We start from the raw sequence: 18,628 nt of genomic DNA, 5'->3' as shown, positions 1-18,628 counted from the left end.
ACATCACGCCACGATGTCGCTGGCAGCCGCCTGGCCAACGGTGGTGACGAGGAAATCCGCCACGCCGTGCCCGGAGAAGTCAACGGCCAACGTACCCAGGTTAGTACCTGATGCGTAGGACAGCACCGCGTCGCCGGCATGCCCGGTAAACGCGTTGACGAAGCTCACGCCCGCGCCTTTGGTGATACCGGACAGGTCGATCTTGTCCGAACCTGAGGTGAAGTCAAAGATCTTGTCCGCCGCCCCTGGCTTGGAATCGGACACGGCACCGAACACAAAGGTGTCGCTGCCGGCGCCGCCCCACAGTTGGTCCGCACCGCCACCACCGTAGATGAGGTCGTTGCCAGCCCCGCCCTTGATGAGGTTGGCGGCCTGGTTACCAATGATCAGGTCGTTGCCCGCGCCACCGAAGGCGTTCTCGACTGTCACGCCCTTGGCGATGGAAACGTTGCCCACCAAGCCGCCGACATCGGAGAACGAGGTGGCATTGAGGTTGATCTTCTGGTTTTGCGTGAAACCGGAGAAGTCCAGGGTGTCATTGCCACCACCGTCCCATACCGAGAACACCAGCTTGTCGGCATTGGACGTGGCGCTGAGGAAATCACGCCCGGTGTTGGAGTTGAAACCGTAGGTGGTGTCACCGGCGCGGGTATTGAGATTGGCACCGTAGAGCTTCTGGATCGCGGCGATATCGTCGATCAGCGGACCGGAAGCGTAAGCCTCCACTCCGCCTTTGCTGAAGTTCTGGTTAGTGTTGCTCTCGCTCCAGTAACTCATGACGCTATAGCCACGCGTGTCCTGTCCATAGGTCGCGTCGTTATAGGTCGGGTTGCCATTCCCGGCGTTGTAGTCGCCAGGGTGAGCCAGGCCCAGGGTGTGGCCGATTTCGTGGGTCAGGGTCTGCCGGCCATAGTTGTTCAGGTCCGGGGTCTTGTTCGGCGTGTAGCTGTTGTTGGTCAGGTACCACGAGGTGCCGTCGTAGCCTGCACCGGTGCCGGGCAGGTAGGCGAAAGCCGCCGCGCCATCCTGGCCGCCGCTGTAGTTGCCGAAGGTCATGTGTGCGTCACCGCCGGAAGCCTTTTCGGTAAAGGTCACGTTGGCAACATCCGACCAGGATTGCATGGCCAGTGCGGCCTGTGCTTTCTGCTGGGCGTTGAATTGGCTGAAGCCCGAGATGCCATGTTTGTTCATGGTGCTCGAGGATGCCGAGGTGAGGAAGGTGTAGGTCAGATCGATCTTGCCGTTGCCATCAAAGTCCCGGTACGCGGCGCCATCCCGCAGCAGCTGGGTCGCTGCCTGGTCCACGCTGTAGGACGGTTTGCCGTTGACCGTCAGGTTGCCGCCACGGTCATACAAATGGCTGAAGCTATCGATTTGCGAGTAAGCAGTGCTGGCTTGCGCGGCAGATACAATAGCCTTGTCTTTTACTTTTGACATAAACGTACTTCCTTGTTTGCAAGTGCATCAGTCTTTGTTCGATAGGAACCTCGCGGGCGAGGATAGTCCTATCACTCACCTCTTTTGAAGGCGTAAGAAAACTGACACAATCTGAAATCTTTCGTCTACACATATTTCAGCGGGGAAAAGCTGACCCAGATGCAACTTGAGGAAGTCGCGCGTAGCGTTTGTTGGGGGCGATTGTGTTTACGCGGCCGAATAGTGCACAGCGATATTTAAATATTAAATACAAGTAAAGCCGCCTAGTTGTGCAACCTACTTGAATAAGGGATCCAATATATTGTCACGGTGTCATTGGCAGTATTAAAGAGCCACTACTTACGCAATTAAAACGGCGCTGTCCCCTTTTACCAGGATATACGCCAGCCACACGTCCAATACCGTCTCGCCGGCCAGGCCATGCCCGGCACCGCGACATCGTTTTGGGTGGTCATGTCTTCGTCATTGGGGCATGACCTGGGCAATCCGTAGGTTTGGGACATGATCCAGGTCAATGCCAGCTCAAAGAACCGCCGAACGGGCCTGAAAAAGTCGCGCCGTACTTGCGAACGAATGCTATTTTGAGTGTTCGACGCCATGGCTATTGAAGGGCCTGGCCCCTGCCGCGAGCTAAAGGAAGCGCTCAATGAACAAGGTAGGCAACATGAACAAAGTGACATTCCCCAACGCCTGTCAGTTGATGCGCTGGCACTTTCATCCGATGGGCTTCGAAGGGAGCATGGACGCCCCCGGCAGCATGGTTGCCCGCTTGTTCGACCGGGCCAGCGGCGAGACGCTGATCGCGATCGCCGGCATTCCCTGCGCCACCGTGATGAACGCCGCCGATGTGGAGCGCATCATTGAAGCGGTGGAAGATGAGCTGGAGTGTTTTGTGCCGCCGTTGTCGTTGCGGGCCTGATCGATGTCCGCAGACCTATGAAATCCAACTGTGGGAGGGGGGCTTGCTCCCGATAGCTTTGGGTCAGTCACTGCAGGTCGAATGGCACACCGCTATCGGGAGCAAGCCCCCTCCCACACTAACCGCGCAAATCTTCAAAAAATACTTTCTTGCCGTCTACTCGCTCCGACGCCCTTGGCACATTCACCCCTTCCGGCTTTTCCACATACCAATAACAGTGACTTACCGCGCGAGTGATGCCGACATAGGCCAGGCGCAGCACTTCGTCTTTTTGGGCGTTGTCGTACGCCTCGCTGTCGCCGTCCTTGCCCAGGCCTGCCATGCGGTAGACCTGGTTCTTGTAAGGCGAGCTGGTCAGGTGTTGGCAGTCCCCGAGTAGAAACACCGCATCCGCCTGCAGGCCCTTGGCGCTGTGGTAGGTCAGCTGTTTCAGCCTGCGCGCCTGGGGCGGCAAGCTGGAATCCAGATTAAGTACCGCCTGAATATGTTCTTGTATCAACAGCTTATCGCTGCTTTTTCGATACAGCATTAATACTGTATCGCCCTGCTGATAGTGCTCGATCAACTGCCGGGCCAACGCCGCGTCGTCGCGCTCCAGCACCACCACGGGCACCAAGGGCCTGGGCTCGCCAGCGGCCTTCGCCTTCTTGCCGGGAATGGCCGGGGCACTGCGTACGATGTGCTCGGCAGCGTCGATGATGTGTTGGTGGCTACGGTAATTCTCACTCAGCATGACGCGGGTGGTGCTCGGCGAGGTGAACTCCTTGTTGAATTCCATGAAGTACTTGGGCGAGCTACCGCGCCAGCCATAGATGGACTGCCAGTCATCCCCTACGCACAGCAACGATGAACGCTGCGCCCCGCGACCCACGTGCATCGCCGGGCCACGGCTGCGGATTTCACGCAGGCTGGCGCGGATCCACGAGACGATCTGCGGCGACACATCCTGGAATTCGTCGATCATCAGGTGCGACATCGGCCGCAGCAGCGCGTCGCTGAGCAGCTTGAGGTTCTCCGGGGTGTTTTCGCCAAACAACGAAAACATGCGGTTATAGGTCATGGTCGGCGGCGATTGCTCAAGCAAGTGATCTTCCAGAGCCTTCCAGAAAATACCCAGGGCCTCGAAGAACAAGCGGTCCGGATCGTCTTTGGCGAAGCTCATCCGGCCCACGGCGGTGGGCACATCCAACCCGAGGTTCTCGATAAAGCCGGCGGCCATGACGAAGCTGTCCAGGAGCGGCGCCGAGGCAAGCTCGCCCTTGACCTTGTAATCAAACCCGGGCCCGGCCGTGGCATCGCCCGCCAAGCAGCTTAACAATCGTTTTGAAGACTCATAGCTTTCTATCCATATCAATGGCTTACGACAGAAAGCTTGAAACAGCGTGCGCTTTACCGCCCACTCTGCGCGCACGGACAGCTTGGCATTCGGCCGGCTGATCTGGGGGTTTTCCCGCGAATCGAAGCCCAGCACTACCCAGGCATCCAGTTCAGGGATATAGCCATGGCAATGAAACTGCGCGCCATTGATCTCAAACGTTTGCCGGCTTGGTTCAATGCCCTTGATGGGCCAGGCGCCAGCACGAAACCACAGGTCCTCGATGACATCACAGAGTTCTTCGTCACGCTTGGCCGCCAATTCCGTGACCGCCACGCGCTTCTGCACATCGGGATGATCACGCTCCAGTTCCTTGAGCTGCAGCCCATGGCGTGCCAGCGGTGCGATCAACTCGCGAAAACGCGCATGGCGGCCGTGCAAGCGGTGGTAACACGCGTTCATCTGCTGACGCTGGGCGTCGTTGATGCGCAGGTCGAACGGGTTGCTGTCGGCATCCTCGAACCCGGCGCTGAGGTTCTCGAAGGCTTGCAGCCGCTCAAAGCCCGGCAGGCTGCGCACCATCGGCAGGATGCGTGAGTGAAAGGTGCGCACCACCGCCTGGGCCTCTTTATGGTCAAGGGGTTGGCCCCATAAGCTGAGAATGTGCATGAGCTTTTGGATGAAGTCTTTGCGCGATTCGCGAGTAAACGTCACCACGGTCATCGAACTCAACTCGAAGCCCAGGTAATGGGTGAGCAGCAGGATGCGCAGCACCAGAGAGGTGGACTTGCCCGCACCGGCACCGGCAATCACCGAAGTGGACGGCGTGTCGCTGAAGATCATCTTCCACTGCGCCGCACTGGGCTGGGCGTGTGCCGGCAGCAAACGTGCAACGTCGGCCTTGATGCGCTTTTTTATGTCAGCGGTGAGCGGCAATCGCCAGTCGTCGAACAGGCTGTCATCAATACCTGGCGCACGGGGTTCATCGGACCGGAAATCGCGGATCAGCAAGACTTGCCGGCCCTCCTCCAACCCGTCCGCCTTGCCCTCGCGGTAACCATATTCCACCCCGGCTTCATGCCCGCTGCGAAAACCGTCGGCCTGGCCATGCAACCACGAAAACCGGTGCTGAGCGCGCAAACGCGTGAGGCCATGGCCGAACAGGCGCGCGGCAAGCCGTTTCAGTAGCGGCATTTCAGCCAGGGGGCGCAGTTCAGGGGGCAGATCAGGCTGTGGGTGCGGCACGCGGACTCCTGCGATGAGCTAGGTTTTTACAGTGCGCCATGGTCGCCGGAATTGCCGCTCAGTTCCAGCCAAATGCTTTGATCTCATGCGGTTAGGCGATGAAGTGAAAGTTGATACCTGAAATAAACATCAAATAAACAGATAGGAATCAGGCATTTTTTACGCTTTTTATCGATCATGCACTGATGGACCATAGGGCTATCCACAGGAGACGATCATGCTTGAACTTCGACCCTTCAACACCCTGGGCGGCGCCCACCATGGCTGGCTCGACGCCCATCATCACTTTTCATTTGCCGAATACCATGACCCCGAGCGTATGCACTGGGGCAACCTGCGGGTGTGGAACGACGACATCATTGCGCCGGGCAGCGGCTTCCCGCAGCACGCACACCGCGACATGGAAATCATCACCTACGTGCGAGAAGGCGCGATCAGTCATGCCGACAACCTGGGCAACAAGGGTCGTACCGAGGCTGGCGACGTACAGGTGATGAGCGCTGGCACCGGGATCGCTCACAGCGAATACAATCTGGAAGCCACGCCGACCAAGATCTTTCAGATCTGGATCATTCCGAATGAGGCCGGCCTACCGCCCTCCTGGGGCGCCAGGCCGTTTCCAAAGGGTGCGCGCGAAGGTTTCGTGACCCTGGCCAGCGGCAAGGCCGGAGACACGCAAAGCCTGCGCATTCGCGCCGATGCACGCCTGGTGGCGGCCAATCTGAAGGCCGGGGAAAGTGCCGAGTATCGGCTGGACAGCGGCCGCCGGGCGTACCTGGTGCCGGCAACGGGGACGATTGAAGTCAACGGCTTGCGTGCACAGGCTCGAGACGGGGTGGCGGTTGCGGATGAGCAGGTGTTGCGGGTGACGGCGATTGAAGACAGCGAGATTGTGTTGGTCGATCTCGCCTGATCTCAAGCCTTGTGGGCCTCTAATGTGGGAGGGGGCTTGCTCCCGATCGCGGTGGATCAGCATCGAATATATCGACTGACACATCGCTATCGGGGGCAAGCCCCCTCCCACATGGGTGTTGCGTGATTACTGGGAGATTGCTCCATCTACCAGTACCTGAGCCTCTTCCACCAGCTGCTTGAGGTGATCTTCGCCGATAAAGCTCTCGGCATAGATCTTGTAGATGTCCTCGGTGCCCGATGGACGGGCGGCGAACCAGCCGTTTTCGGTCATCACTTTCAAGCCGCCGATCGCCTGGTTGTTACCCGGCGCATGGCTGAGGATCTGCTGGATGCTTTCACCGGCCAATTGCGTGGACGTCACCTGCTCCGGCGACAGTTTGCCCAGCAGGGCTTTTTGCGCTGGCGTGGCCTTGGCATCGACGCGGATGGCAAAGGGTTCGCCGAGGGCGTCGGTCAGGCCGCGATAGATCTGACTCGGGTCCTGGCCTTTGCGCGAGGTCATTTCGGCCGCAAGCAAAGCCGGGATCAGGCCGTCCTTGTCGGTGCTCCAGACCGTACCGTCCTTGCGCAGGAACGAAGCCCCGGCGCTTTCTTCGCCACCAAACCCCAGCGAACCATCAAACAAACCGTCAGCAAACCATTTGAAGCCCACCGGCACTTCGTACAAACGCCGACCGATGCGTGCGGCGACGCGATCGATCAGGCCACTGCTGACCACGGTTTTGCCCACCGCCGCATCGGCGCGCCAGTCGGGACGGTTCTGGAACAGATAATCGATGGACACCGCCAGGTAGTTATTCGGCGCCAACAGCCCGCCGGACGGGGTCACGATACCGTGACGGTCGTGGTCCGGGTCGCAGGCAAACGCCACATCGAAGCGCTCCTTGAGGCCGATCAGGCCTTGCATGGCGTAGCTGGAAGACGGGTCCATGCGGATCTGGCCGTCCCAGTCGACGCTCATGAAGCGGAAGGTAGCGTCGACTTCGGTGTTGACCACCTCCAGGTTCAGCCGGTAGTGCTCGGCAATCGCCGACCAGTAGCGCACCCCTGCTCCGCCCAGCGGGTCAACACCCAGGCGCAGGCCGGCGCTGCGGATGGCGTCCATGTCGATCACATTGACCAGGTCGGCCACGTAGCTGTTGAGGTAATCATGCCGGTGCGTGGTATCGGCCTTCAGCGCCTGGGCGTGGGTGATGCGCTTGACCCCGGCGAGCTTGTTGGCCAGCAGCTCGTTGGCCTTGGCTTCGATCCACTTGGTGACGTGGGTGTCGGCCGGGCCACCGTTAGGCGGGTTGTACTTGTAGCCGCCACTTTGCGGCGGGTTGTGGGACGGCGTGATGACGACACCGTCCGCCAGCCCGCTGGTGCGGCCACGGTTGTAGCAGATGATCGCGTGGGAAATTGCCGGCGTGGGTGTGTATTCGTCGCCCTCGGCGAGCATCACATGCACGCCGTTGGCGGCGAGCACTTCCAGCGCACTGGCGCCGGCCGGCGTCGACAGTGCGTGGGTGTCCAGGCCGACAAACAACGGGCCGTCGATGCCCTGGGCCTGGCGGTACAGGCAGATGGCCTGGCTGATCGCGAGCACATGCCATTCGTTGAAGCTCAGCTCGAACGAGCTGCCACGGTGCCCGGAGGTACCAAAGGCCACACGCTGGGTGGAGATCGCTGCATCAGGCTGGCCGGTGTAATAGGCCGTGACCAGTCGCGGGATATCCACCAGCAACTGGGCTGGCGCCGGCTTGCCCGCAAAAGGACTGATAGTCATGCATAAACCTCGAGAAAAATAAGGATTCGGAAAAATGACAGTTTACGGTGACTTGGACTACGGCGCGACGGTATCGATCCAACAACTAATATAGAAATTTCATACGCGTCAAATCTGCGCCTGCTGCAGTGCCTCGGCCAATGCATCCAAGGCGATGTCCAGGTTCGGATGCCCGCTGAACGCATGCCCCAGCCGCATATGCTGGTGATGCAGACCGCTGAGGCTGAACAGCTCGCCAGGGGCGATCACCACCTGCTGCGTGACCATGCGCTGGAACACATGGCGCATGTCCACTGCCGCCGTAGACTGCAGCCAGAAACTCGCGCCGGCGCCGGGCATTTGATAGCTCACCCGGCCCTCCAGACGTGCATCCAGGCGCAGGCCCATGGCCTGTGCCTGCTCACGCATGCGCTGGCGTAACGTCTGCACATGCTGGTCAAACCGCCCGCTTTCGTACAAGCGGGCAATGGCGCGCTGACGAATCGACGACAACCGGAATGCGCGCAATAAAAACTGACGCTGCAGCTCGCGGCTCAGCTGGCGCGACAGTACAAAACCAAACGGTGCCTCCGGGCCAAGGATCTTCTCGAACGAGGAGAACACTATCAGCCGTTCAGGGTCGACCAGGTGCCGCAGGGGCACGGAGGACGGTGCGAAGCTCAGTTCGCCAAAGGTGTCATTCTCCAGCAGCCAGCAGCCGAATCGGTCCAGCAACTGCGCCACCTGCATGCGCTCCTGAACCGACAGCACACTGCCCGACGGCATGCTCACCGCCGATGACAGCACCACCAGGTGCACCGGCTCGTGGCTGAGCAGGTGTTCAAAGGTGCTCAGATCGAAGCGGCCGTCGGCGAGCCAGGGCAATTCGATTACCCGCACGCCGGCCCCCTGCAACAGGCGCAAGACCAGGTAATCGCAGGGTGATTCGGCCACCACCACGCTGCCCTTGAGGCCCAGGGCGTCAATCAGGATCTCCAGGACGCCACGCACGTCGGCGCCGATATACACCTCGTCCGCCTGCCAGCAGCGCGTGGGCGATGAGGTATAACGTGCCGCCAGCGCCGCACGCAGCTCCCAGACGCCGGAGGGTTGCGAGTGGGTTTGCAGGTGGTGCGGATAGCGGCGGATCAGTTGGCGCTCCAGTGAAAGCAACGCACCATCGAGTGAGCCCAGCAGCGCCGGTTCGTCGCCACTGAGTACCACCATGCCAGGCCGCCGCGCTGCCGCGTAAAGGCGCTCAAGCAAGTCCCCACTCGTGGCCATTGGCGCGTTGGCGGCCACCGGCCAGGCAAAGTAGCCGGACTTGGCCACCGAGTAGATCCGCCCTTCCTTTTCCAATATCGAGTAGGCGTACTGGATCGTCGAGATCGACACCTTCAAGCGGGTCGACAACTGCCGCAGGGACGGCAGCTTTACCGGTTTTTCCAGGCTGACTTCGTTGATCAGGTTGATCATGTAGCGATACACCGCCTGGTAGGCAAAATCCGCTTGCCGCTCCCCGCGCAGTTTCATGAGCGCCCGCCCGGGTTCGCACGCACAGGCACGCGGCTAACGCCCCGACACTTGCGCAATCTGCGCCTGCGCCCCACGCCGTTTGCGCGCCTGGGTGCCACGACCCGCCTGCTGAGGACGCTTGCGGTACAGGTTTTGTAACAGAGGCAATGGCAGGCCGCTGGTGTCAATCAGCCACTGCTGCAGCATCTCTGCGGCGGGCTTGCCCTGCAGCGCCTTGTGCAACTCGGGAAGCCCCACCAGCATGCCGGGATGGCATTGGCGCAGGTAACCCTCGAGGCGCTCGCCATGATGGATGAAGGGCGAGAACAACAGGCAAGTCAACTGGCCCTCGTCCAGGCCGAAGAACTCCTGGGCATAGGTCGTCGACAATACGCGCCCATCGTGGCCGCCCAATGCGTCGATCAAGGTGTCTGGAATGTGTCGACGGCTCATCGCGTCCCTCGCCTGCCGCACAAAAGCCTCGACGCCTTCGCCGTAGGACAGCTCACGCAGGCATTGGGCCTGCAACCCGTGCAGATGCGCCATGAGCAACGGGTTGGGATAGTCAGGATGACTGAAGTGAAAGTCGAACGGGTCCGATTTGTGGGCCAGGAACTCGGTGAGCAGCGGTGACGAGGCAACGTCGACCTCGTCGAGCAGGTCGGCAACCCCGATATAAGCCACATGGCGGTGCCCGCCACGCCCCGGGCTCTGGGCCTCCACGTATTGCTCGCCGTAGAGGTCACGGTAGCAACCGGTACTCCATTCTTCCATGCGCGCAAACAGAATGTTGAGCGACGCGGGCCGGCGCGGCGGGACAGCGACACCCGCAGCCAGGGCCGAACGCTTCAGCCAGGCCAGGTATTGGCTTTGCTTGCGCGCAGAGTCGCCGCTGACCAGCGCATGCACGCCGCCGTTCCACGTGCTCACACGCTGGTAGAAATCCCCCAGGGCCAGGTAAGTGTCAGTGCACAGCGTGGCACGCACATCCCCGGACGTCAGGTGCCCGATCATCAGCCGGTCGCGTTGGTTGACCTCACGGCCGGCGCTGGAAGCGGGCCGCTGATGATTGAAAGGCTGCACCTCCTGATTTTCCACCATCAGCACCTCCACCCGCGGGTCATCGTGAAAAAACAGCGCGCTATAGCCCTCATTCAGCCTGCCCAGTGTGGCCTGGGTCATCCCTGCATGCCGCAGCGTCGCCACGCGCAGGTGAAAGGTCTTGGGCGTACGGCCGGCGATGCTCAACTGCGCCGCACGCAGCAGCGCCAACGTATAACTGCTGACTTCGCCGCCGCCGTGGGCGATCAATACTTTATAGTTACCCACATGTTCCATGCCGCCTGCCGCCACCACGATTCGCTGGATCAACAATTGAAGTGCAGTCCGTTCGGCGCGCGTGAAGTGCCCCATCAAACGTTGCAGAACTTGCTGATAAACATAGTTCATGGCTTGTTCGTGAATTGCGCTCATTGTTCTACTACCTGAGTTGAAATATCAGTTTCAAGCAACTCTGCGACGTCGTTGCCTGACCCATTACATCTGTAGGTCTGTCTTGCGCGGCAGGGCATAAGAATGATTAAACATTAGCAGCCTGCAACAAAATTACCGGAGCGGACACCTGAGTCGCGGGCAACCCATCCCACAGACAGACGCGCTAACCCGCAGTCGCGTGTGCTCAAGTGGCAGCTCCTAGGAATGTTCCGACACTACCCTACAGCGCGTTAACTAATTAATTAGCGAAACCTCCGACAAATAATAAATCACCCACTTAATCTGGCTTCTTGCAAGAAGAAGGGATGTTTCGAACGTTTTTTTCGACGCGCAAGGTAACGCCTCGTTAGTTTGCTGATGCAAGACAGTAATGTCGGGCAGCTGTTCATTGCTCAATCCTTGAGATGATGGTTAAGCCGCAATTATCGGCACTCAACTAATGATTAATAGATACAGAACCGCGCAGGAAAGCAGTTCAGATGATCTGCGGCGCGAACTTCAGTGACGCCCACACAACAGCGCCGCGCTGGATTTCAGGGCGGCATAAGGGCCAAAGGTATTGTTTGCAGGGCGCAACGCCCTCGGAGTGGCTCAACCCGTTCGTGGGTCAAGCCATGACAAATGGCGCATCTGCTGCATCCGCGCAGACGCTGGAGTATTCATTTGCGAATACTCCTACAGCTCAAACAGCTTCAACCTGCAACGCAACTCGTTCGCGGCACGGGCATTCGTCCATATAGCGGTGGGCTTCGACGAATTGACTGAACGGAAACACCGTGGTTTTCAACGGCACCAGTACCCGGTCGGCAGTCAGTTGGTTGATATCCCGCAAGGCGCGCTGCAACGCAACCTGGTCCTGAATGATGCCCAACTCCGGCTTGCCGGTGAAGTTGCCGATGCAATGCACGAAAAACTGAATATTCTTCTGGAACGCGGCGCAGGCCGGGAAAGGTGTCTGGTTACCGCCTTGCAGGCCATACAACACCAGGCTGCCACGCGGCGCCAGCACATCACCGAGCAGCGACATCTGCGGCCCGCCAAGGCCGTCGAACACCACATCGACGCCACGGTCACCCGTGATTTTGTTGATTTGCATGAGCAGGTCCTGCTCTTCGGTGACGATGACCTTTTCCGCCCCCAACGACAGCAGGTATTCACGCTCCGCGCTGTCTTTGGTCGCGGCAATCACCCGTACCCCCAAGGCTTTGCCCAACTGCACGAACGAAGGCCCGGCGCAGTGGCTGGCATCGGTTACCAACGCAAATTGCCCAGGCTTGACCCGCGCCAAGTCCATGTAGGCAAAGTAGGCAATCAGCAGCGGCGTGTAGTGCACGCTCGCTTCAATGGGGCTCAAGACATCCGGGTAACGGGTCAGGGCCGAACGGGGCAGGACGATCTGCTCGCCATACACCGGGTAATCGTTAGGGCTTTCGGCAGGAAAACTGGCGACCTTGTCGCCCACCGCCAAGTCATCCACGCCGTCGCCCAGGGCGACAACCACGCCGGCCATTTCATGACCCAGGCCAGACGGCAGGCGTGCATGGGACGACGCCAGGTTCTGGCGCCACAAAACGTCGTACCAGCTGATACCAATCGCGTCGACACGCACCTGCACTTCGCCCGGTGCGGGCTGCGCGGTTGCATGCTCTTCGCATTTGAGCACCTCGGCCGGACCAAACTTGTGAAAACGAATCGTGCGGGACATCGCAAACCTCGTCAAAGTAACCTCTAATGCCATGAACTCTATCTGGGCTTTCCCGCTAAGACCACCGGTCGCCATTAATAGTCGACATGTCTGTCATTGATTCCGCATGTGAGGCATAGACCTCAGCTATCGTAGGAAAACTCAATTATCTTGTGCAGAGTACCAGCCTTTCCCCGTAAGATTCATGCCGGTCATGCTTCTGAACGGAACCTTGGAGGTTCTGGATATGGCCGCTCTCGTCAAGTTCGCTGACTCTTCCAGGACACAAGATGAACCGTAACGACCTGCGTCGTGTCGACCTTAACCTCTTGATCGTATTCGAAACCTTGATGCACGAGCGCAGCGTGACCCGCGCCGCCGAGAAACTGTTTCTCGGCCAGCCGGCCATCAGCGCGGCCTTGTCACGTCTGCGCGGGCTGTTTGACGACCCGCTGTTCGTACGCACCGGGCGCAGCATGGAACCAACGGCCCGCGCCGTGGAAATCTTCGCCCTGCTCTCCCCGGCCCTGGACTCGATTTCCACCGCCGTCAGCCGCGCCGCCGAATTCGATCCAGCTACCAGCACTGCGGTATTCCGTATCGGCCTGTCCGATGACGTGGAATTCGCCCTGCTGCCGCAATTGCTCAAACGCCTGCGCGCCGAAGCCCCCGGCATCGTACTGGTGGTGCGTCGCGTCAACTACATCCTGATGCCCGGCTTGCTGGCCTCCGGCGAAATCTCCATCGGCGTCAGCTACACCGCCGACCTGCCGGCCAATGCCAAGCGCAAGGTCCTGCGCCGCAGCCTGCCGAAACTGCTGCGCGCCGACAGCGTACCCGGCCCATTGAGTCTGGACGACTTCTGTGCCCGCCCACATGCGTTGGTCTCGTTTGCCGGTGACCTGAGCGGGTTCATCGACGAAGAGCTGGAAAAGCTCGATCGCAAACGCCACGTCGTGCTGGCCGTGCCGCAGTTCAATGGGCTGGGCACGTTACTGGCAGGCACCGATATCCTCGCCACCGTACCGGATTACGCGGCAGAGGCGCTGACCTCGGCGGGTGGTTTGCGAGCCGAAGACCCGCCGCTGCCGGTGCGTTCGTTTGAGCTGCACATGGCGTGGCGTGGGTCGCAGGATAATGATCCGGGGGAGCGGTGGTTGCGGTCGCGGATTCAGATGTTTTTTGGGGACCCCGATAGCTTGTAATGGAATTCCACTAAAGTCAGAAAAAAACCATTATTAACATAAGCTTACGGTGAAATTTAATTCAGTCACGTCCGTCCAGTCCCACTGGACTCCAGAGCCCGCGGGGGCAAGATTTTCCTTCTCTGGGCAGGCTGGCACAGCGCGTAATCCATTTTCCCGCTGTTCATCACTGACTCAGCGAAGCATCAAGGGGGATATCCAGGGTAAACGTGGCGCCTTGTCCGGCGCCGTCGCTGTGTACAGTCAAGCGGCCACCCATTTCCTGCGCAGCCAGTGCACAGCTGTGCAGGCCGAAGCCGTGACCCTCTTTGCGTGTGGTGAAGCCATGCGAAAAGATCCGCGCCAGGTGCTCTGGCGTAATCCCGCTGCCGTTGTCGGTCACCGAAATACGCAGCCCTGATGAGTCAACGAGGGCGGCATCGAGCGTGACGCATGGGCTGCGATCGGCCACGCCTTCCACCGCGTGCTTGGCATTGCTGATCAGGTTCACCAGAATCAGCAGCACACGGTGACGGTCCAGCGCGAGCAGAGGCACATCGGCAATTTCCTTGACCACCGTCACCCCCTGGCGCTCCAGCGAGCCGGCACTCATGCGCAAGGCATCATCGATTAACGCGGTGACCGACACTGTCTCCACGACACTGACAGCAACGGCATAGGACTGCTGGGCAGCGACAATGGTTTTGATGTGGTCAATGCCTTTGGTGAGTTGCCCGAGCTCTTCGACAATGCCTTTTTGCTCTGCCGTCACCACCTGCGCCAGCTTGAGCAGGTAGTCGGGCAGCATCTTGCCTTTGGGGTCCTGGGTAAGAAAATCGCTCAGGTCGTTGACGTGTTCGTTCATCAATTGAGCGACCTTGCCCAGGCCATGGACTTTGGATGCGCGCAACTGGTTGCTGACCAGGTCTGCCGAGACGTTCACGCTGTTGAGGACGTTGCCGACGTTGTGCAGCACAGCCGTGGCGATTTCGGCCATGCCCGCCTGGCGCGATTTGGCATGCAGTTCGCTTTGCACCTGGCTCATGCGCAGCGCCGCGCGAACGCGAGCCTTGAGCTCCAGCGGCGAGAAGGGTTTGGCGATGTAGTCATCGGCGCCACTTTCCAGCCCTGAAACGCAGGCGTCACCGCCGCCGCGGGCGGTCACCAGGATCACGGGCAAATGGGCAAAACCGGTGCTGGCCTTGATTCTGGCGGTCAGGCCGAAGCCGTCGAGCAGCGGCATCATCACATCCGAAACGACGACATCGATCGGTCGACGCTGCAGGAGCGCCCAGGCCTGCTCTCCATCCGTTGCGGTGGCGACACTGTAGTCGTCGTGCAAAAGCTCGGTGAGATAGCTGAGCATTTCCGGGCTGTCATCTACCACCAGCACTCTGGACCGCGAGGCGTGTTCCGGGTGCTGCTCCTCGCCTGCGTCTGGCGTTGGGGCGCCCTGGTGGCCGTCGTCAAAACGCAGGTGGCGCTGCTCGGTTGAGCTTGTTGTGCTCAGTGACGGCTGCTCATACAGAGGGCGGCCTTCGGTCGCTATCCTGTCTTGCTCAGCCCCCAGCGGAAGTCGAACAAAGAAACACGAGCCCCGTCCGGGCTCGCTGTTGACGCCGACTTCGCCGCCCATCAATTCGACCAGATCCTTGACCAGGGCCAGGCCGATGCCTGTGCCGCTGTAGTGGCGCGTGGCGGAATTGTCGATCTGGGAAAAGCGCTGGAACAGCAGCGGCAGTTTGTCGGGCGCGATGCCAATCCCCGAGTCGTGCACTGCCAGTTCAAATCGCTCGCCATCGATCGGCGTCACTGCCAGGTGCACCGTGCCGCCAGCAGGCGTGAACTTGATGGCATTGCTCACCAGGTTGAGCAGGATCTTCTCGAAGTGTCGGGGGTCCAGGAACACGGTGCCGAGCGCGGGGTCGATGCTGCAGGTCAAGGTGCAACCCTTGCCCTCGGCCACCATGGCGGCATCCTCGGCCAGCACCCCCACCGCTTTGTTCAAATCAACCGACGTTGGACATAACTCAAACTTGCCCGCTTCAGCCTTGGAGAAATCGAGGATATCGTTCACCCGGTTCATCAGGCGCAGCGCATTGCGTTGGGCGCGCTCGATCTGCACGCGCCAATCCACGGGCGGGGTGGCCGCCGCCGAGAGCTGCTCCAGGGGTGCGAGAATGAGGGTCAGGGGTGTGCGCAATTCGTGGCTGACCGTGGCCACGAAATCACTCTTCGCCTGGTTGGCCGTCTCGGCCTGGTTGCGCGCCTGGATAAGTTCGACGGCTTGCGCTTCCAGCACTTCGGTCTGTTGGTGCAGCGTATCGGTGCGTTCGGCGACCATTCTCTCCAAAGAGGCCTGGACCTGCTGTCGTTCGGTTTCGGCCTCGGCCTCCAGCACCCGGATGCGCAGGGCATTCTCCTGGAACACCCGAACGGCGCGGGTCATGATGCCAATCTCGTCGCCGCGTCCGACGCTGGCGATCTCGGCATGCAGGTCGCCGGCCGCAAGCCGACGCATGACCGAGGCCAGAGCCACGATGGGCTGCGCGACAAATCGCGAGGTGCTCCAGGCAATGGCGCCGGCCAGCAGGATGGCGACGGTAACCGCAATGATCGTCGCAAGCATGCCGCGGTCATTGTGGACCAGGGCGTCGGAGCGCGCTTGACCCGCGAAGCGCGCAACCAACAGGCCGGCGCTGCGGGCCTCGTTGCGAACCTGGTCACGCGCGTCGCTCAAGGCGTTGCTCGCCTGATGGAATCTGGCGAATGCCGCCCGGTAGCCGGCAATCTGCTCGTTGACAGTCAGCGGCGTAGCCGTGCCTTGCAGCCCCACGGAGGAAGGAAGCACCCGAGAGAGACGGAGTAGCTCGTCCAGGAGGGTGCCGACGGCGCCGGCGATCTCGGCCGACGGTGACAGACGAAACGACAGGGTCTGCGCTTCCAGGGTCGCCACACGCTCGGCGAAACGCTTGGATAACGCCGCTGCATTGTGCAGCAAACCGGTGGCTGCCTGAATGTCGCTGGCGTCATGGGTAACGTCCCCTTCCACATTACCCAACAGCGCCTCGAGGCGCCCGGCCACATCCCCCACGGCGGAGAGATGCCGCAAAACTTCCTCTGCGCGCAGCCTGGGTGCCTCGCCAAGACGCTCTATCGCCACACTGGCAGCCGCGAGCGCCGCGGCCAACTGGTCGAGGACCTCGCTCTCCTGCGGCGTCCCCATCACCTCGCGCAACTGTTCGACCACGGGCCGGAGTGCCGCGCAGGCATTACGCACCGCAGTGGCGGCGGCCCCGTCACCGGTCACCAGCATCCTGGCCACGTTGGCGGTGATGAGCCGTTCGCCGTTGCGCAGGACATCGAGGATGCGGTGGGCACTTTCGATGTTGCTCACCCGCGCCTGGTGCTCAACGGCGCGAGCGTCGACCGCCTTCAACCCAGCGGCGATGCCCTGTTCGACGAGAGTCGTCGCCTCTCGCATCCGGCCGTAATGGGCGGTCATGTTCTCCGTTTCGCCATCCATGGTCAGGCTCGCCGTGCGCAAGGCGGCGATCGCGGCGGCGAGCCGCTCCAGACTGCCCTTGAGCGATTCCGCCTCGGCCACCGGAATGGCGGTGAGGCCAGCGATAGCCGTCGCCACCCTGCCCTCGGCCTGGGACAAGCTTTCCTGATCGCGGGTGGCAATGAAGTTTTCCACCCGCCCGGTGGCCGCGTTGACCGACGCCAGAATTTCTGCGGAATGACTGGCCGAGTCCACCGCGCGAACCATGCCTCGCAGGCCGTAGAGGTTCACCAGAGACACCGTCAACATCAGGAACACCAGGGCGGCGACCGCCAAGCCAATTTTGACGGCAATGGGCCGATCACTGACGGGTTTGAATATCAACATGGCGCCCCGCAGCCGCGCCCCCCGCCCGCCACTACTTCGCAACTTCCGGCAAAGGCGCCGGCGGCGCCGTATGGTTGGCGGCCGCGTCGATCATCGCCGCAACGGAAGCCTGGCTGTAGAGCGGATTGGCGGCGCCGCCCACCGGCATGCTGGCGAGCCAGGCGTCGAGGTCTTTCGCATCGATACGCACCAGCGGTACTTCGACGAACTTCGGCACCTGCTTGCCCGCCAGCACCTGCTGGGCCACCCAGAACCCCACCTGGGAGACACTTGGAGAAGCGGAAACGGAGACGGTCTCGTAGCCGTTGGCATCGCGCTCCTGTTGCCACAGGGTGAGTTCGTCCTGACGATTCCCCATCACGATGATCGGCAAAGGACGCCCCGCCGCCTTGAACGCCATGGCCGCGCCATAACCGTCGCCTCCCTGAGTAGCAACGGCATCAATGCCGGGCAGCGATGGCAACGCCAGCGCCACCTCCTTGCGTGCGACAGACTCCGTCCAGTTCCCGTACACGGTCTTGGCGAACCTCAGGCCCGGATAGTCACTGGCGGCCTTGCGAATGCCGTCGCTGATATTTTTATCGGTGGCATCGCCGGCAATGCCGCGGATTTCCAGCAGTGTCCCTTTGCCCTTGAGGCGCTCGGCAATGTAATCCATTTCCACGCGGCCCATGGCGGACCAGTTGTAGTCCACCGTATAGACACAGGGTTCGGTGACCAGGCTGGCCATGACCACCACCACGATGCCGGCGTTGCAGGCATCGCGGATCACCCCGTTGAGGGCCGTGTCGGACGCGGCCAGGATAACGATGGCGTTGACGCCGTTGACGATCATCTCCTGAATATGGGCCGCTTGTTCCGAGGCCGAGTTATTGGCGCTGACCACCGGAGCCTCACCGATCAAACCCTCTTTTTGCGCCTGGAGCGCAATCTCCTGCCAGTTGCGCACCATCACCTTGCGAAAATCACTGCCCGCATAGGAGTTGCTGAAGGCAATGCCATAGCTTGCGGTAGGGCCGCCGGCGATACCACCGTCGGCGGCCTGGACCGGGTTGGCGGCAATCATCACTAGCCCACCCAGGCAGCCGGCAAAGCGCCACATGATTGTGTGGATCGGTTGAGCCTTCATGCCGTCCTCCATCGCGCCCGGGATTGACCCACCGTCATCCCTCTACACCTGCCGACAGCCTGTCGATGAAGCCATTTCAGCGGGTCGGACTGCTCGTTCGGCCAGTGCAACAATAGAACCGGGTATGAAGAACCAGACATGTACAGACTCCT

10 protein-coding genes and 3 pseudogenes are annotated in these 18,628 nt (G+C 60.8%); 3 read left to right on the top strand and 10 right to left on the bottom strand.

Annotated features, from left to right (window positions below; translation table 11 throughout):
- Positions 1–3 precede the first annotated feature (3 nt).
- Positions 4–1,437 (bottom strand): serralysin family metalloprotease, encoded by a 1,434-nt coding sequence (locus C4J84_RS12500; RefSeq protein ID WP_124370688.1) that lies wholly within the window; start codon positions 1,435–1,437, stop codon positions 4–6.
- A gap of 646 nt (positions 1,438–2,083) precedes the next feature.
- Between C4J84_RS12500 and C4J84_RS12495 the strand changes: the two genes are divergently transcribed.
- On the top strand, positions 2,084–2,356 hold the full coding sequence (locus C4J84_RS12495; protein WP_026013572.1) for a DUF1652 domain-containing protein: 273 nt from the start codon (positions 2,084–2,086) through the stop codon (positions 2,354–2,356).
- A gap of 118 nt (positions 2,357–2,474) precedes the next feature.
- Here the strand turns inward: C4J84_RS12495 and C4J84_RS12490 are convergent, their stop codons facing one another.
- Complete coding sequence (locus C4J84_RS12490; RefSeq protein WP_124435444.1) at positions 2,475–4,916, bottom strand: UvrD-helicase domain-containing protein; 2,442 nt, start codon at positions 4,914–4,916, stop codon at positions 2,475–2,477.
- 217 nt (positions 4,917–5,133) lie between these two features.
- Between C4J84_RS12490 and C4J84_RS12485 the strand changes: the two genes are divergently transcribed.
- On the top strand, positions 5,134–5,829 hold the full coding sequence (locus tag C4J84_RS12485; protein ID WP_124435443.1) for a pirin family protein: 696 nt from the start codon (positions 5,134–5,136) through the stop codon (positions 5,827–5,829).
- Positions 5,830–5,955: 126 nt separating this feature from the next.
- On the opposite strand, the gene pgm is transcribed toward C4J84_RS12485, so the two are convergent.
- The 4 genes from pgm to C4J84_RS12465 form a co-directional block, all read right to left on the bottom strand.
- Entirely contained in the window at positions 5,956–7,599 is a 1,644-nt protein-coding gene (gene pgm, locus C4J84_RS12480) for a phosphoglucomutase (alpha-D-glucose-1,6-bisphosphate-dependent) (RefSeq protein WP_124435442.1), read from the bottom strand.
- Between the two features lie 108 nt (positions 7,600–7,707).
- Positions 7,708–9,111 carry a PLP-dependent aminotransferase family protein gene (locus tag C4J84_RS12475; RefSeq protein ID WP_124435441.1) on the bottom strand — a complete coding sequence of 468 codons (1,404 nt, stop codon included), beginning with the start codon at positions 9,109–9,111 and terminating at the stop codon, positions 7,708–7,710.
- A 36-nt stretch (positions 9,112–9,147) separates the two neighbouring features.
- Positions 9,148–10,566, bottom strand: coding sequence for a hypothetical protein (locus C4J84_RS12470; RefSeq protein ID WP_124435440.1), 1,419 nt, complete (start codon positions 10,564–10,566; stop codon positions 9,148–9,150).
- Positions 10,567–11,269: 703 nt separating this feature from the next.
- Complete coding sequence (locus C4J84_RS12465; protein WP_124362828.1) at positions 11,270–12,292, bottom strand: zinc-dependent alcohol dehydrogenase family protein; 1,023 nt, start codon at positions 12,290–12,292, stop codon at positions 11,270–11,272.
- 269 nt (positions 12,293–12,561) lie between these two features.
- On the opposite strand from C4J84_RS12465, the gene C4J84_RS12460 reads away from it, so the two are divergent.
- On the top strand, positions 12,562–13,476 hold the full coding sequence (locus C4J84_RS12460) for a LysR family transcriptional regulator (protein WP_124367023.1): 915 nt from the start codon (positions 12,562–12,564) through the stop codon (positions 13,474–13,476).
- Positions 13,477–13,642: 166 nt separating this feature from the next.
- On the opposite strand, the pseudogene C4J84_RS26755 reads toward C4J84_RS12460, so the two are convergent.
- The 4 genes and pseudogenes from C4J84_RS26755 to C4J84_RS12450 form a co-directional block, all read right to left on the bottom strand.
- Positions 13,643–13,981 (bottom strand): annotated as a pseudogene (locus C4J84_RS26755) (ATP-binding protein); the annotation flags it as partial.
- A gap of 518 nt (positions 13,982–14,499) precedes the next feature.
- Positions 14,500–14,788 (bottom strand): annotated as a pseudogene (locus C4J84_RS26750) (response regulator transcription factor); the annotation flags it as partial.
- A 246-nt stretch (positions 14,789–15,034) separates the two neighbouring features.
- Positions 15,035–16,084 (bottom strand): annotated as a pseudogene (locus tag C4J84_RS26745) (sensor histidine kinase); the annotation flags it as partial.
- Between the two features lie 1,294 nt (positions 16,085–17,378).
- Positions 17,379–18,476 carry an ABC transporter substrate-binding protein gene (locus C4J84_RS12450; protein WP_124435438.1) on the bottom strand — a complete coding sequence of 366 codons (1,098 nt, stop codon included), beginning with the start codon at positions 18,474–18,476 and terminating at the stop codon, positions 17,379–17,381.
- Positions 18,477–18,628 lie beyond the last annotated feature (152 nt).

It is taken from the genome of Pseudomonas sp. R11-23-07, assembly GCF_003852295.1.
In the GTDB taxonomy this organism is placed as follows: Bacteria; Pseudomonadota; Gammaproteobacteria; order Pseudomonadales; family Pseudomonadaceae; genus Aquipseudomonas.
The sequence above is the reverse complement of the archived record's forward strand: the minus strand, read 5'-3'. Positions and strand labels throughout refer to the sequence as shown.